The following is a 17116-nucleotide window of genomic DNA, read 5'->3' on the forward strand; positions in this document are numbered from 1 at the left end:
GTTTGCTTGTTCAAGATGTGATCATGATTCATTGTCTTGTCACTCATTAAAACCGGAAAACGCAGAAACTTGCCTGACAGGACGGTTAAATCATGTTAAACAGAAAGACGGCCCCAGCCTCGGACAAGCGGGATTATTCCGGGCCGGCTGTTCAATAAAAACAATAAACTTGCCGTACTTGAAAAAATTTACTTACCTTTGCACCATCTTTCAGAACATGACATTTCAACGAGAGAAAATAACAGAAACATCGCAAAACAGCATCTATATGAAGAAAATCATTACACTTCTTGCCGGTATACTGCTGGCGACGCCCGCTTTCGCCATCCCTGCCATGCGCGTCTGGCGCACCTGCCGGCAGGCAGACGGAACCGTGCTGAAGGTCATGACCGTGGGCGACGAGCACTTCAACTATGCCCTCACGGAAGACGGCATCCCCGTCCTGCCCTGCAAGGGAAGCTACTACTATGCCCGCATCGACGGCAGCCGGCTGGTGGCCTCGGACGTACTGGCACACGCAAAAGACATGAGGAAAGGCCGGGAGGAGCAGGCGGCAGCGGCTCTCGGACAGATAAGACAGCTGGAAACACTGACACAGCAGCGGATGCAGGCGACCGCCAAACCGTTCGGACAGGGCTTCGGCGACACGTGGGAAGGCCGGAAGAAAGGGCTTGTCATCCTGGTCGAGTTCCAGAACATGAAGTTCAAGGATCCCCGGAACGTGCTGACGCTCAAGCCGCGCGAGAACGATGTCAGGACCCTCTACGACAAGATGCTGAACATGGCGGGATATACCAACAACAACGGGACCATCGGCAGCGTACACGACTACTTCCTCGACCAGAGCGGCGGCCGGTTCGACCTCACGTTCGATGTCGTCGGGCCGGTGAAACTCGGACATCCTTACAGCTACTACGGTGAACGCACTGCCGCCGGAAACGACGAGCGGGCACCGCAGATGATCGCCGACGCCTGCCGGGCCGTCAAGGACAAGGTGAACTTCGCCGACTACGACTGGGACGGCGACGGCGAGGTGGAGCAGGTATACGTCGTCTATGCCGGCGAGGGAGAGGCCACCGGAGGCGAAGCGGACACGGTATGGCCGCACAAGTACTCGCTCGAGGATGCAGGCCTGCACAGGCTGTCGTTCAACGGCGTGAAGATCAACACCTACGCCTGCAGCAACGAGATCATCCGTGCCCGCCTGGACGGGAAGGAGCGCGTCTTCTACTCGGGCATCGGCACCATCTGCCACGAGTTCTCCCACTGTCTCGGCCTGCCCGACTTCTACGACACGCGCGGCGGGAGCAACGTAGGGTCCGGACGGTTCGACCTCATGTGCTCCGGCAGCTACAACGGCGGACCGCAGAGCCTCAAGAACGTCTACGGCGGGACAGGCATCGGGACGGTGCCGGCAGGGTATGACGCCTACGAGAAAGCGTACATGGGATGGCTCAAGCCGGTCGCTCTCGGCGATGCCGCCGTGGAAGTGAAGAACCTGAAAGGGCTCTCCGAAGGCGGCGAGGCCTACTTCCTGTACAACCCGGGCAACAGGAACGAGTACTACATCTTCGAGAACCGCACGCCGCACCGGTGGGACAGCGAACTGCCCGGGCACGGCCTGCTGGTGTTCCACGTCGACTACGACGACCGTTCGTGGCAGACGAACATCGTCAACGCCGCCGCCTATCAGGACCACCCGCGCTTCACGATCGTCCCGGCAGACGGACAACTCGACAATGACACGCAGGACGGCGACCTCTTCCCGACCGACCTCAACAACAGTCTGACCACGGGCTCCGACCCCCGCCTGTTCTTCTACACCGGCTACCGCATCGGCGACAGGGCCGGCATCCGTCAGGTGACACGCGGCCATGACAACACCGTCTCCTTCAGCTATCTGCCGCTGAACACCACCGCAGGCATCCGCTCCCTGCCGCACGCCCGGCCGTCCGCTGCCGCCGCCTACACGCTCTCGGGCATCCCGGCCGGCCGTGACAGACGGGGCGCAAGGCAGATCGTAATCGTCAAGGATGACGACGGCAGGACGCACAAGGAGGCAAGATGACGCCCGCACCTCCACGTTCCGGAAAGTAGGGACGGACAGCGGAGAGGGAAGCAGGGACAGAACAGCAGCCCCTCCCTCCCCCTGCTCCGGCCGTCCGGCCTCTTCCCCTTCCGGGAAACACAGGATAAGGCTGCAAATCTTACAAATTTACAACACAAACGATAAAAAAGGATTTAAAAAAGAGGGAAAACGGTTTCTTCTTTTATAATTTATACCTACCTTTGCACACGGATGTCTGAAGACAGCCGGCCTCTCTGCCCGACCGGCATCTACAAGAAGCTGCCTGCAACAGACTCTTACCAGAAAGGACACTGTGAACAAAAAAACATCGTTTTCCCATAAATAAACCCTACTTGCGGATTCCGACCGATCCCATCCTGCGGATTCCGGCCGACAAGCCCACCGGCTCCCGGCATGCAATCACAATCAAAACGTAATATATGAAACAGGTTTACTATTTCCTTCTGCTGGCGGTACTGGCTCTGTCGTCAGCAACGGCAAAGGCTGACACGTCCGTGAAAATCAAGGTGGACGACGCCGCCCGGGTGACCGTGAAAGTCAACTACGCACCTGTCGCCGTCGTCACCGGAACGAATACGGTGAATGTACCCCAGTACGGTTCGGTGCAGATCGAGGCCAGGCAGGGCTTTTACCTGAAGAGCGTCACGAAGAAAGGCACGCAAGGCGATGCCGCCCCGCAGACCATCTCCGGACTGACGAGCTGCAGCCTCTACATCTCCGAATCAGACCGGAACGCAACGTTCACCGTGAAGAGCGGCGACCTGAACGCTGACCGCACAGGCTCGTGTACGGTGACGGTCGACCATGCCGCAAAGGTGAAGATGATGCGCTACGAGTCGCAGACCGCCGTCGACCTGACGGACGGCGACAACACCGTGAAATGGATTCCCGGCACGGAGAAGACCCTCGTCATCAGCAACAGGAACTACGGGGAAGCCCCTATATATAAGGTGGCGGTCGACGGACAGGACGTAGTGCCCTCTGACGGCCAGTACTTCGTCGTGCCCAGGCAGGGCAGCACCATCGTCATCACGGCCGGCTATCCCGATACAGACTGTCCGGTGACCTTCGGGTTCAACGACGCTGCGGCAAAGGGTGTCCTGTCAGGAGTGACGGTCGACGGAACGGCAGTCGGCGACTTCCTGGAGGCCGGCTTCACGGTGAAGGCCGGTTCGAAGCTGTCGCTGAAATTCGACAAGACGAACTATTCCCTCGATGCCTTCAAGGTGAACGGCACCCCCGTGACGGTCTACGGCACCTATGAGTGCTACGTCAGGGAAGCCACCGCCTTCGACATCCAGGCGCACAGGTACGCCACCGTGAAGGCCACGCTGACCGTGGACAAGGCGGCCAACATCACCGCCTACGAGGGCCAGAGCTATGACAACAAGGTGATCACCCTCCATGACGGAGAGAACACACTCGAGCTGAGCGAGAAGAACAGCCTCATCCAGCTGAAGCCCAACAGCGGCTGCAGGATCGAGTCGGTGAAGGCAGACGGCACGGCGCAGTCGGCCGATTATGACGGAGCCTACAACATAAGACTGACGGAGGGAATGAAGATCGACGTCACCACTTCGGCTGTCGTGCGCGACCAGAAGGCAACCGTCTTCATCGACGACATCAGCCAAGCCGGCTACGGCTTCAACTTCTACCGTTCCGACCACAGCACCGTACCGATGCAGACCGGCGAGAACACCGTGATGTTCTCGGCCGACGACCATCACTTCCTGCTCGCAGCCTACGGCAACGACCTGAGCAGGATGGAAGTGAAACTGAACGGCACGAAGCTCGCCCCCTCCTACCCCGGCGGCACCAGCTTCGAGTTCGACCTGAAGAACAACGACCGCCTGGAGGTGTTCCTCAAGGGTGCCCCCACAGGCATCGGAACCATCGGACAGGCACGCGGCGGAGAGGCGGAAGTCTACCGCCTCGACGGCACACGCGTACAGGGAACAGGCCTGTCCAAGGGAATATATATTATCAACGGTAAAAAAACAGCAATCAACAAGCGATGAGAAAGATTCTACTCACAGCATTCTGCGCCGCTCTCGCAGCCGCAGCCTCCGGACAGTCGAAGCTCGACCTGCAGAGCCAGATGGCCCTGTACAGGCTCCGCAACACGGCCATCCCCACCTACAACAGCCGCACCCGCGCGTTCGAGCGGCGGCAGAGTGTCCCGCAGAGCACGATGGCAATGATCGAACTCAAGGGCGGCAACGGCCGTGCAGAGCTCGAAGCGGAGGGCGTGGAGGTGCTGCGCATGCGCAGCGGCATCGCCATCGCCGTCGTCCCCCTGGCCGATGTCGAGCGCATCGCATCCCTGAAATGCGTCCACCGCATGGAGCTGCCGCGCCGTATGTACCAGAAAATGGACGTCGTCCGCAAGGAAATCGGCGTCGACAAGATCCACCAGGGCATCGACCTGCCGCAGGCCTATACCGGCAAGGGAGTCGTGACGGGCATCGTCGACGGCGGCATCGACCCGAACCACATCAACTTCCTCAAGCCCGACGGCACGACCCGCTTCGGCTACATCAGCAAGATCACCGCAAGCCAGCAGGATCCCAAAGGCTACCACTACGACAACTACTACCCCCGCGCCGTGCTCGACACGATGAAGAACCGGGATGACACCTACGCCATCGAAGACTTCACGACCGACAACAACACCAACTTCCACGGCACGCACACAACGGGCATCATGGCCGGCGGGTACAAGGGCGACATCACCTATGCCGTGACCGAGGACAACGACGTCTCCCACAACGTGCAGAAGCCCAACCCCTTCTACGGCTGCGCCACGGAGTCGGAGCTCGTGGCTTCCTGCGGCGACCTGCGCGACCAGTACATCGCATTCGGCGTCGACGACGCCGTGCAGTACGCGCTCCTGTCAGGCAAGGAGCCCAAGCCCTGCGTCATCAACCTGTCGCTGGGCAGCAACCTCGGCGCACACGACTCCACCAGCGTGATGAACAGGTTCCTGGCCGAAGAAGGCAAGCACGCCATCATCTGCGTGGCGGCCGGCAACGAGGCCGACCGTGCCGTGGCTCTGAAGAAGACCTTCGACAAGGCCGGCGAGACCGTCAAGACCTTCCTCACGCCGATGCAGACAGGGGAGCTTCCGTCGGGCAAGAAGACCTACTACAACCTCCGCAACGGACAGATCGCCGCCTACAGCAACGACAGCACCGAATTCGAATTCCAGATCGTCGTGACCAATAGGAGGCGCGACAACCGCGCCGTCGTACGCATCCCCGTGCTGACGAACTCGAACGGACAGGCGACGACCTACGCCTCCGGCGGCGACTACTCCATGACGGGGGCCGTCATCAACCAGGCCTTCGCCAAGGCCTTCGACGGCTACGTCAGCGTGGCCTCGATGAAAGATCCCGAGACAGGACGCTACTATGCCATGGCGGAAATCATGACCAGCGACAACCAGACGACCAACAAGGACGGCAACTACAAGCTGTCGCTGGAAATCAAGAGCAAGGAAGCCGGGCAGCGCGTCGAGGTCTACGGCGACGCACAGCACATCTACTTCGACGACGACAAGCAGGATGGATTCGTCAGCGGAACACGCAACGGATCGATCAGCGACATGGCCTGTGCGGCGAACATCATCACCGTAGGCAGCTACAACGTGCGCAACCACTGGCCTTCCATCGACGGATTCGTCTACGGATACAACAAGAAAGGGCAGGAAGACGACTTCCCCGCAGGCGAGGCATCCCGCTTCTCGTCGTTCGGCACGCTGGCCGACGGCCGGAATCTGCCGCTCGTCTGCGCGCCGGGCGCGTCCGTCATCTCTTCGGTGAACACCTACGCCGTGGAGAACCCCGACCTGGGTTACACGCAGGCGGCTCTGCAGGGCAAGCTGACGAAAGGCAAGAAGACCTATTACTGGCACCAGTCGCTCGGCACGTCGATGGCCACGCCGGTCGTCGCCGGAGCCATCGCCCTGTGGCTGGAGGCGAACCCGAAGCTGACCTGCAGGGACGTCGAGCGCATCATCAGGGAGACCGCCCGCAAGGACGACTTCGTGAAGAACACCGGCGACCCGGTACAGTGGGGGGCCGGCAAGTTCGACGCCTACGCCGGACTGAAGCAGGTGCTGCGTGAGAAACAGTCTGCCGGCATCAGCGGCGTGAAGGCATCCGAAGGCACGGGAAAGGCCGTCATCACGATGACGGGGGAGCGTTCGTTCGATGTCTTCCTCGCCGGTGCGGCACCGCTCACGGTGCGTGTCTACTCGCCCGGCGGCCAGCTTGTCCACGTGCAGTCGGCACAGGGCGATGAGACCAGCGTCAACGCCTCCGCCTGGCAGAAGGGTGTCTATCTCATCCAGGTGAACGGAGGCAAGGCACAGCGCATCGTCATCTACTGACCGGTGCGGGCATGCCGCCGGACGGGCGGCGGAACAGGGTACACCCTCCGCCCGCATACCGGGAGCCTGCGTACCGGCCGCCGGGAACAGGAGTACCAGCCGTTGGGAACAGGAGTACCGGCCGCCGGGAACAGGAGTTCCGGTCGCCGGGTACGGCTCGAAGCCTGCCGGCAGCCCGTCAGCGGCATCCGTGGCAAGACGGACAACCGACAAAAAACAAACTCAGAACATAACATTTTTTCCTAATCGTATGAAGAAAAAGTTTACTTTCCTGCCGTCAGTCTTTCTGCTGCTGATGGCAATGCTGTGGAGCTCCGCTGCCGTGCATGCACAAGAAGAGCAGCTCATCAGGTTCCACACCAACGTGCCCGCCAAGGCGAAAAGCAGCGGCATAGCGGCACAGGTCTCCTTCGTGCTCGGTGCGACGGACCAGGACATGACCGTCAGCATCGACTGCGGAGCCGGCGACCAGGAGTTCGACGTGAAGAAGGCCAAGGTAGAGTCGGACAACGGCGACATCTCCATCAAGGGTTCGCTCTTCACCGGCACGGTCTCCGACGAAGGATGGGTGACCATCACCGGCGACCCCGACAACCTCTACTTCTTCAATGCCTCGGGCAACGAAATCGATCAGATCGAGTTCAGCAGCAACCTCAAGCTCCATGTGCTCAACCTGGAACACAACGCGCTGAACGCACTCAACATCGACCGCCTGCAGACGCTGAACGTCATCTACCTGCAGGACAACCCCTTCACGAAGTCCACACCGCTGATGATCGGCAGCATGCCGGAACTCGTCGTGCTGGAGATTCCGCAGATCGGACACCTCTCACCGGACTTCACGCTCCGCAACTTCCCCAAGCTCCGCTCCTTCGACGCCTACCACACGCTGGGACTGAAGGCCGTCGACCCGACCGCCTGTCCCAGGCTGCAGCGGCTGAGCCTCGACATGACGAGCGTGGAATCGGTCGACCTCTCGCAGAACCCCGAGCTGCAGATCCTGAACGTCGGCGACTCGCGGGTGAAGACGCTCGACCTCAGCCACAACCCGAAGATCACACAGCTTTACATCTCCCACTCCTCCGGTACGGTGAACACGGACGTGAAGTTCGACAACATCGACGTGACGCACTGTCCGGAGCTATACTACTTCTACTGCGGCGGCAACAACCTCAAGACGCTCGACCTCAGCCAGAACCCCAAGCTCTTCACCCTCTCGTGCGACCGCAACCTGCTGCACAGCCTCGACGTGAGCCACAACCCCGACCTCTACAGCGTCAACGTGCGCTACAATTACATGGACTTCGCCACGCTTCCCTGGCCGGGCAACTGGTTCGAGTACTACCATGAGCAGAACCCGATGGAGCTGAACGACACCTACAAGGTGGGCGATGTCATCGACCTCAGCAGCCGCGTGCTCCGCGCGAAGACGACCACGCAGGGCAGGCTCTTCCGTGTCCCGAAGAAGGACCCGACGAAGCCCGTCGAGCTGGACGACACCTATTATGACTACAAGGACGGCAAGGTGACGCTGAAGAAGGCACTCGACGACGAGGTCTTCGTACAGTACACCAACAGCGTCCTCAAGGACTACCCCATCCGCACGGAGAACTTCCGGGTGAAGACCGCCGAAGACTTCGGAAAGGACGTGAAGGCCATTGAGCTGTCAAGCCTCGGCTCGGAAGGCTCGCCGGTGAAGATGTCCGTCGGCATCCTCGGCGCGACGGAAGACAAGCCGGTCACGGTGAAGGTCGACCTGGGCAGCGGCGAGACGAAGCCGCTCAAGGTGACTTCCGAGCATCCCGCGACGCCCAACATCAATGACGTGCGCACGGGATCGGGCAACATCATCGTCTACGTGCCGCAGGACCATTACGTGACGACGCTCGAGTCCGACGGGCAGTACATCGACAACATCGACCTCTCCGCACTGACCGAACTCCGCACGCTCTCGCTCCGGAACGCCGGCCTGACCGCCATCGACATGGGCTACAACAACAAGCTCGAGAAGCTCGACCTCTCCGGCAACAGCCTCCGGTTCGTCGACCTCCGCGGACCGTCGTCCTACTTCTACAAGAGCAAGCTCGCCGACATCGACCTGAGCCACAACCAGCTGGACTCCATCCGCTTCAACGACCTCTATGCCGTGCGCCGGCTCAACGTCAGCCACAACAACCTGGAGAAGCTGGATGTGTCTGATGCCGACAACCTGCGTACGCTCGACCTGTCGTACAACAAGTTCACACGTGTCCTGCTGAACCACAGCGAGCTCATCGAGGACGTCAACGTGTCGAACAATGAACTCGACGAGGTGAAGATTCCGCCGGTCGCACCGGTCGCAAAGCTCAACGTCAGCGGCAACCGCTTCACGCTGGGCAATATGCCTTCCGACTTCGGACTGCCGCAGGGCAGGTTCATCTACGCACCGCAGCATATCCTGCAGATTTCCACCTCCTCGCCGGGCATCGACCTCTCCGAACAGAACATCACACGGAACGGCGCCAAGACGCAGTTCGTATGGAAGAAGAAGGGCGGAGAGACGCTGAAGCCGGGCACCGACTACACCCTCACGGACGGGTCGGCGAAGTTCCTCAACCTCGCACTCGACTCCATCTACTGCGAGATGACCCATCCGGGCTATCCCGACTTCAAGGGTGCCGACGTCTTCAAGACGACCTGCGTGCATCCGATCGCCATGCCGCAGCACGAACTGGCCTCGTTCACGACGGTCAGCAAGACGGACAGCGTGCAGCTCTCTCTGGCCAGCTACGTGCCGGGCAAGTCGGTCTACTTCGAGTGGAACGGCGACGGCAACGTGACCCAGTACACGCTCGGGACGACTTACAAGCTCTTCCGCGCCAAGTCGAAGGAGAACACGAAGGTGCGTGTCCTCGTGGCCGAGGCCGACGACAAGCTCAAGGTATTCAGCGTGTCGAACGTCAAGATGAGCCAGGCCGACCTCTCCGGGCTGAAAGACGCCAAGCTCATCACGCTGGCGAATACAGGGCTGGAGCAGATCACACTCCCGGCTTCCTCAACGCTGACCGACCTGAACCTCGACGGAAACGAGCTGAGCGAAATCGACCTGACGAAGTTCCCGAAGATCCACTCTCTCTCGCTGATCGGCAACAAGCTCAGGACATTCGACCTCTCACAGGCGAAAAGCCTTGAACTGGCCTACCTCTCCAGCAACAAGATGAACAGCATCACACTCGACAATCCGAACCTCTGGAACCTCGATCTGAGCAACAACGAACTGGAAAGCGTGTCGCTCGACAGGCTCCCGGCACTGGAACAGCTCTGGCTGAACGCCAACAAGCTGACGAAAGTGGACGTGTCGCAATGCCCGAATCTGTCGGTATTGAACGTCGTCGGCAACCGGCTGAAGTTCTCTACCATGCCGCTGCCGAGCAACAACGGCAGACCGTTCAACCGGTATTCCTACAACCTCCAGGCACCGCTCGACGTCAAGTGTGCCGACGGAAAGGTCGACCTCAGTTCCGAGGCCGTCGTAGGCGGTGAACCGACTACCTACCGATGGTTCGTCGGCAAAGTACAGTATGTGGACGGCGAACTGCAGGGCGAGGAACTCGTCAAGGACGAAGAATACACCATCGAGAACGGTGTCACCACGCTGAAACTCAAAAAGCCGTTCACGAACCTCGTCTGCGTGCTGGCAAACGACAACTTCCCCAATGCCCTCCTGCACACGAACTACATCGAGTTCACGCCGACCGGCATCGATGATGTCCGTGCCGGCGAGGACGTGAAGGTACAGCTCACCGACGGCGGCATCACCGTCCTCGGCGCAGGAAAGCACACTGTCGCCGTCTACACCATCGACGGCAAGGTGGCCTATCAGGGCAAGGCTGCCGGCGATGCTGTCCGCATCAGCCTGTCCCGCGGCACCTACATCGTACGTGTGGGCAACAAGGCTGCCAAGGTCGGCGTAAGATAAGCCGCCGATAAACCCACTGATAAGCCACCCATCACCGCTTATCACCGCCTATCACCGCCTACCCATCCCCTCTTTCGGAGGGGGCTTGGGGAAGGCTTCTCTCCCCTTTCATCCCCTCCCCAATCCCTCTCCGAGCGGCTTGGGGAGGGCTTTTTATAGTGTATCGGAAGCCCTCCATTGCTTAAAATTAATAACAAATCAACCGATTTTAAGAAAGAAATGTAATTTATTCTGTCAAAAACTTGCATCTTCTCTAAATATTCATTAATTTTGCAAGCAAAGGAGACAGAACCTTTAAAGTTTCCTAAGTAAACCGCAGCGGACCTTACCCCCATCCGGACCTCACATAAACTATATACGCTCCATCGCCCTCAAAACCCATCACCCCATCCCCCCGTCATCGCCCCTCATCGCTTATCATCGCTTATCACCGCCCATCACCGCCTACCCCGCCTACCCCGCAGCCGGGAAGGGGCGCAGATTGAGAGAAACTGTTACACAACAATAATTCATTAACATTCAAGAAAGAGTTCTATGGAGAAAAGATTCGCTTTATTTTTGTTTGGACTTGTCCTGTCTATCGGCACGGCATTAGGCCAGGCAAAAATCAATGGTACCGTAGTTTCTCAGGAAGACGGAGAAGCCGTCGCCGGTGCTTCGGTCATGGTACAGGGTACCACGACTGGAACGGTCACCGACATCGACGGAAAGTTCTCGCTCAATGTTCCTGCAGGAAAGAAACTCGTAGTCAGTTACATCGGCATGACCACCCAGACCCTCACCGCCAGGGACGGCATGAAGGTGGTGCTTGCCAACGACAACCACCAGCTCACCGAGATCGTCGTGACGGGTATGACCCAGCAGGACAAACGTCTCTTCTCGGGTGCCGCTACGAAGATCGATGCCTCCAAGGCGAAGATCGACGGTATGGCGGACGTGAGCCGGTCGCTCGAAGGCCGCGCCGCCGGCGTGAGTGTCCAGAACGTCTCGGGTACATTCGGTACGGCACCGAAGATTCGTGTGCGTGGTGCCACGTCCATCTTCGGTTCGTCAAAGCCGCTGTGGGTAGTCGACGGCGTCATCATGGAAGACATCGCCAATGTCGATGCAAGCTCCCTGTCGTCAGGTGACGCGAAGACCCTGATTTCCTCCGCCATCGCCGGGCTGAACGCCGACGACATCGAGAGCTTCCAGATCCTCAAGGACGGTTCCGCCACCTCTATCTATGGTGCGCGCGCCATGGCGGGCGTGATCGTCGTCACGACGAAGAAGGGTAAAGCCGGCCAGAGCCACCTCAGCTATACCGGCGAATACACGCTGCGCCTGAAGCCGAGCTACCGCAACTTCAACATCATGAACTCGCAGGACCAGATGGAGGTCTACCGGGAACTGGAGAAGAAGGGCTACCTGAACTATGCCGAGATCGCCAATGCCTCGACGAGCGGCGTCTACGGGTATATGTACCAGCTGCTCTCCGAGTACAACGCCACCAAAGGACAGTTCGGACTGGAGAACACGCAGGACGCACGGGATGCCTACCTGCGGGCTGCCGAATACCGCAACACCGACTGGTTCGACCGGCTCTTCTCAAGTTCCATCATGCACAACCACTCCGTCAGCGCATCGGGCGGTACGGACAAGGGGCAGTACTATGCCTCCCTCTCCGCCATGTACGACCCCGGATGGTACAAGGCGAGCCGTGTACAACGTTACACCGGCAACCTCAACACCACCTACAACATCAGCAAGCAGGTGGGCCTGAACCTCATCGCCAACGCCTCTTACCGCAAGCAGCGCGCACCGGGCTCGCTGACCCGGACCGTCGACCCGGCATCGGGAACCGTGAGCCGGGCGTTCGACATCAACCCCTACTCCTACTCGCTGAACACGTCGCGTACACTCGACCCCAACGTGTTCTACACCCGCAACTATGCGCCGTTCAACATCTTCAACGAGCTGGACAACAACTACATGGACCTCAATATCCACGACCTCCGCATCCAGGCGAGCGTCGACTACAAGCCCATCTCGAAGGTGAAGCTCACCGCCCTGGTGGCCGTCAAGAGCGCCGCCTCGACGATGGAACACATCGTGCGCGAGAACTCCAACCAGGCGCTGGCTTACCGGGCCATGGGGACGACGACCATCCGCGACGCCAACCCCTACCTCTATACCGACCCTGACAATCCGTTCGCCCTGCCGGAGTCTGTCCTGCCGGAAGGCGGTATCCTTGACCGCACCGGCAACCACTTCTTCGGCTGGGACTCGCGTTTCTCGGCATCCTACAACGATGTCTTCAACGACACGCACATCGTGAACCTCTATGCAGGTATGGAGACCAACAGCGTAGACCGCAAACAGACCTTCGACCGGGAATGGGGCATGATGTTCGACTCCGGCGAGATTGCCAAGCTGAACTACCGTGCCTTCAAGATGTTCCAGGAGGAAGGAACAGACTATTATTCGCTTGCGAACACCCACATCCGCAGCCTGGCTTACTTCGGAACGGGCACCTATTCCTATAAAGGTCGCTACCAGGTGACGGGTACTTTCCGCTACGAGGGCACGAACTATCTGGGCAAGGCGACCTCCGCCCGCTGGCTGCCTACCTACAACGTCTCCGGCGCATGGAACGCACACGAGGAGGGATGGTTTGCCGATGTCTTCAAGAAAGCCCTCACCCACGCCACGCTCCGTCTGAGCTACTCGCTCACCGGCGACCGCCCGCCGGTCACCAACTCCCTGCCGATCTTCACGGCGGTAGTGCCCTGGCGGCCGTTCACGACCGTCCAGGAGACCGGCTACGACGAGCGGTTCGGCAACAAGAACCTCACCTACGAGAAGAAACGCGAGTTCAACCTCGGGTTCGACTTCGGCTTCCTCGACAACCGCATCAACCTCACCGCCGACTTCTACTGGCGGCGCAACAAGGACCTGATCGGCTACGTGAACCATCCGAACCTCGGGTCCTACAACCTCGCCAACGTCGCCGCCATGAAGTCGAACGGCGTCGAACTGTCATTGAACACGCAGAACATCAGGAGCAGGGACTTCAGCTGGGAGACCAACTTCATCTTCTCCTGGACACACAACGAAATCACGAGCCTCTTCACCCATGCACGGGTCATCGACCTCGTACAGGGAACGGGCTACAGCCTCGTAGGCTATCCCGTGAACTCCATCTTCAGCATTCCGTTCGCAGGACTCAGCAGCGACGGTCTGCCGACCTTCCGGGACGCCGACGGCAACCGGACGACTTCCGGCATCTACCTCCAGGAACGCGACCAGGAAAAGATCGGATTCCTCAAGTATGAAGGACCGGCCGACCCGACGACGACCGGCTCGTTCGGCAACGTCTTCCGCTACAGGAACTGGGACCTCAACGTCTTCATCACCTACAGCTTCGGCAACAAGGTGCGCCTCAACCCGGTCTTCAGCAACCGTTACGACGACATGGACGCACTGCCCAAGGAGTTCCGCAACCGCTGGGCACATGGCGGCGACGAGGCGACGACCGACATCCCGGCCATCGCCACACGCCGGCAGAACCGCAACGACTCGCAGCTCAACGTGGCCTACAACAGCTACAACTACTCCGACGCACGCATCGCCAAGGGCGACTTCATCCGCATGAAGGAGATCTCGCTGGGCTATACCTTCCCGGCATCCCTCATCAGCCCCATCGGCATCAGCAGCCTGGCACTGAAGCTGCAGGCCACCAACCTCTTCCTGTTCTATGCCGACAAGAAGCTGAACGGACAGGATCCGGAGTTCTTCAACACAGGCGGTGTAGCGGCTCCGGTACCGAAGCAGTTCACACTGACACTGAGATTAGGTCTTTAAACTCTTAATACAGACGGAATTATGAAAATAAAGAATATCATATACAAGAGCGGCCTGATGTTCGCATCGATGGCACTGCTCGCCTCCTGCTCCGACGAGCTGGACACGCTGCCGGACAACCGTACCACCCTGGACACCCCGGAGAAAGTGGCCGGCCTGCTCGTGACGGCCTACCCCGACCGCACCCCGACACTCATCAACGAGTGGATGTCGGACAACACCGACTACATGGGTCCCCGCAACAGCATGGGCGACCGTGAAGGCGACCAGATGTTCTTCTGGGAGGAGGACACCGAAGGCGGAAACGACTCTCCGGAACACATCTGGATGATCTACTATGAAGGCATCTACAAAGCCAACGAAGCCCTGAACGCCATCCAGGAACTCGGCGGGGCCGCCTCCAACGCATCGCTCCGCAACTCCGAAGGCGAGGCACTGCTGCTGCGCGCCTACAACCACTTCGTGCTCGTCAACGAGTTCGGACGCGCCTACAACTCCAAGACCAGCCAGACCGACCCCGGCATCTTCTATGCGACCACCGTGGCCGACTTCTCCGAGACGACCGCACAGGCCAACCGCGGCACCGTGGCAGAGGACTATGCGAAGATGGCCGCCGACATCGAGGCCGGCATCCCGCTGATCAACGACAGCTACAAGGTGCCGAAGTACCACTTCAACAAGAAGGCCGCCTACGCCTTCGCCACCCGCTTCTACCTCTATTACGAGAAGTGGGACAAGGCCAAGGAATACGCCGACAAGCTCCTGGGCAGCAGTCCCGGCGCCTCGCTGCGCGACTACCGCACCCTGCAGGCCATGCCGCTGAGCAACTCCTCGCAGGCCGTGAAGATCGCCGAGGCCTACTGCAACGTGGAGGCGGAATGCAACCTGCTCATCCAGACGAGCGTCAGCTACGCCGGCATGGCACTCGCCCCATGGGGGCTATACAAGCGGTACGCCCTGACCAACTACCTGTCGCAGACGGAGCTGACGGAGAGCGAGAACATCTGGGGGTCGGCGTCAGGCCTCATCTGGAAGCCGTTCACCATCAACCAGGGCGAGGTAGACTGCGCCATGACGATGAAGCTGCCGCGTGAAGTGGAGATTCTCAACAAGACGACCGGCTCGGGCTATCTGCGCACGCTGAACGTCGACTTCACCATCGACGAGGCACTCCTCAACCGCGCCGAGGCCGAGATCATGCTCGGACAGGACGATGCGGCCTGCGCCGACATGACGACGTGGATGCAGAACTACTTCAACACGTCCGTCACGCTCACCCCGGCAGGCGTAAAGGCCTTCTTCGATGCCCTGCCCTACGCCTACGACGACGCCGAAAAGCTCGTGCCGAGCATCAAGAAGCACCTCAGCCCCCGCTTCACCATCGGCGCTGAAGGATCCGTACAGGAGTCGCTGCTCCAGTGCGTGCTCGACCTGCGCCGCATCGAGACCGTACTCCAGGGGCTGCGATGGTTCGACATCAAACGCTACAACATCGAGATCCCGCGCCGCCTGATCGGTGCCGACGGGAAACCGCTGCGCAACCTCGACTGGCTCAAGAAAGACGACCCCCGGCAGGTGGTGCAGATCCCGCAGAGCATCCGCGAGGCCGGCGTAATGGGCAATCCGAAAGCCGTCGCACCCAGCCAGTACACGAAGCCGGACTATACGTACACCCCACGGCCGAAGTACGCAGGACAGGCCCGACTCTAACCGAACAGAATGCTTCCGGCATCCGGCCCGGCCGTTACCGAACGTCGGGAACATGATTCCCGGCCGTCGGGAATACGATTCCCAGGCATCGGGAATACAACTCCCAAGTACCGGGAACAGCAGGACCGGCCGGCAGGCGGCATCCTGCAGGACCGGATTCCGGAAACCGAATGACGAATCAATAATCAAGGAATAAGAAATGAAAAAGAACATATTGGCTTTATCGCTTTTGGCGGCCGTTGCGGCAGGCTTCACCTCCTGTTCCGAAGACGACCTTTCGAGTGAGAGCGTCATCAAACGTTCCACGACAGAAAAAACGGCCTTCGACAAGTGGCTGTACAAGAACTTCGTGTCGCCCTACAACATCCAGGTGCAGTGGCGCTACGAGGACAACGAGTCGGACATGGCCTACTATGACGTGCCGGCCGACTCGGCACAGTCCGTCGAACTGGCACACATCATCAAGTACACCTGCGTCGAAGCCTACACGCAGGCTGCCGGCATCGACTTCACACGCCGCTACTTCCCGAAGCTCTTCAGCTTCCTCGGCGAGTTCGAGTACGAGAACAACGGCAACATCAAACTCGGTACGGCCGAGGGCGGAAAGAAAATCCGCCTGCTCGGCGTCAACCACCTGGACAAGTTCAAGAACAACCGCGCCTACCTGGACGAGTACTACCTGAAGACCATCCACCACGAGTTCGTACACATCGTCAACCAGACGAAGGACTATCCGCGCGAGTTCGGAAAGGTGACTCCCAACGGCTATGTCAACGACTCCTGGAGCTCGAGCAAGTACGGAACGGGCTTCGAACAGCGCGGCTTCGTGACCGCCTACTCGCAGAAGGAGGAGCGCGAGGACATCGCCGAGGTCGTCAGCACCTACATCATCTCGACACCCGCACAGTGGGAGGCCATTCTGGCAAAAGCCGTCATCAAGGATGCCAAAGGGAACGACGCCAAAGAGCAGCCCGGCGTGACAGCCATCAACAAGAAGCTCGAAATCTGCAAGCGATACTACAAGGAGTCGTTCGGAATCGACCTCGACAAGGTGCGCGACGCGGTCATCGAACGGGAGAACGATGTCGTCAGCGGAAATTACAATCTGACGAATCTCAACTAATTG

Annotated in this window: 7 protein-coding genes; all 7 read left to right on the forward strand. The window is 59.6% G+C overall.

What is annotated here, in order from left to right; all coding sequences use genetic code 11:
* Positions 1 to 268 precede the first annotated feature (268 nt).
* The 7 genes from HMPREF9141_RS02675 (at position 269) to HMPREF9141_RS02710 (ending at position 17113) form a co-directional block, all read left to right on the forward strand.
* Positions 269 to 2068, forward strand: coding sequence for a M6 family metalloprotease domain-containing protein (locus HMPREF9141_RS02675; RefSeq protein WP_040554385.1), 1800 nt, complete (start codon positions 269 to 271; stop codon positions 2066 to 2068).
* A gap of 440 nt (positions 2069 to 2508) precedes the next feature.
* Positions 2509 to 4107: a hypothetical protein gene (locus HMPREF9141_RS02680; protein WP_007366912.1), complete on the forward strand. Its 1599-nt coding sequence runs from the start codon at positions 2509 to 2511 to the stop codon at positions 4105 to 4107.
* The gene (locus HMPREF9141_RS02685; RefSeq protein ID WP_007366913.1) at positions 4104 to 6479 is read left to right on the forward strand and encodes a S8 family peptidase; all 2376 of its coding nucleotides are present in this window, start codon (positions 4104 to 4106) and stop codon (positions 6477 to 6479) included. Before HMPREF9141_RS02680 ends, HMPREF9141_RS02685 begins: the two co-directional genes overlap by 4 nt.
* 250 nt (positions 6480 to 6729) lie before the next feature.
* The gene (locus HMPREF9141_RS02690; protein WP_007366915.1) at positions 6730 to 10437 is read left to right on the forward strand and encodes a DUF6383 domain-containing protein; all 3708 of its coding nucleotides are present in this window, start codon (positions 6730 to 6732) and stop codon (positions 10435 to 10437) included.
* A gap of 534 nt (positions 10438 to 10971) precedes the next feature.
* Positions 10972 to 14280, forward strand: coding sequence for a SusC/RagA family TonB-linked outer membrane protein (locus tag HMPREF9141_RS02695; protein WP_007366916.1), 3309 nt, complete (start codon positions 10972 to 10974; stop codon positions 14278 to 14280).
* Between the two features lie 21 nt (positions 14281 to 14301).
* Positions 14302 to 15990 (forward strand): RagB/SusD family nutrient uptake outer membrane protein, encoded by a 1689-nt coding sequence (locus tag HMPREF9141_RS02700; protein WP_007366917.1) that lies wholly within the window; start codon positions 14302 to 14304, stop codon positions 15988 to 15990.
* A gap of 199 nt (positions 15991 to 16189) precedes the next feature.
* On the forward strand, positions 16190 to 17113 hold the full coding sequence (locus tag HMPREF9141_RS02710; RefSeq protein WP_007366919.1) for a zinc-binding metallopeptidase: 924 nt from the start codon (positions 16190 to 16192) through the stop codon (positions 17111 to 17113).
* The last annotated feature ends 3 nt before the right edge of the window (positions 17114 to 17116 follow it).

The organism is Prevotella multiformis DSM 16608 (assembly GCF_000191065.1).
Taxonomy (GTDB): Bacteria; Bacteroidota; Bacteroidia; order Bacteroidales; family Bacteroidaceae; genus Prevotella; species Prevotella multiformis.

Excerpts from the sequence above, each read along its gene's own strand:
- HMPREF9141_RS02675 (WP_040554385.1), top strand. The coding sequence starts at position 269 with ATGAAGAAAATCATTACACTTCTTGCCGGTATACTGCTGGCGACGCCC.
- HMPREF9141_RS02680 (WP_007366912.1), top strand. The coding sequence starts at position 2,509 with ATGAAACAGGTTTACTATTTCCTTCTGCTGGCGGTACTGGCTCTGTCG.
- HMPREF9141_RS02685 (WP_007366913.1), top strand. The coding sequence starts at position 4,104 with ATGAGAAAGATTCTACTCACAGCATTCTGCGCCGCTCTCGCAGCCGCA.
- HMPREF9141_RS02690 (WP_007366915.1), top strand. The coding sequence starts at position 6,730 with ATGAAGAAAAAGTTTACTTTCCTGCCGTCAGTCTTTCTGCTGCTGATG.
- HMPREF9141_RS02695 (WP_007366916.1), top strand. The coding sequence starts at position 10,972 with ATGGAGAAAAGATTCGCTTTATTTTTGTTTGGACTTGTCCTGTCTATC.
- HMPREF9141_RS02700 (WP_007366917.1), top strand. The coding sequence starts at position 14,302 with ATGAAAATAAAGAATATCATATACAAGAGCGGCCTGATGTTCGCATCG.
- HMPREF9141_RS02710 (WP_007366919.1), top strand. The coding sequence starts at position 16,190 with ATGAAAAAGAACATATTGGCTTTATCGCTTTTGGCGGCCGTTGCGGCA.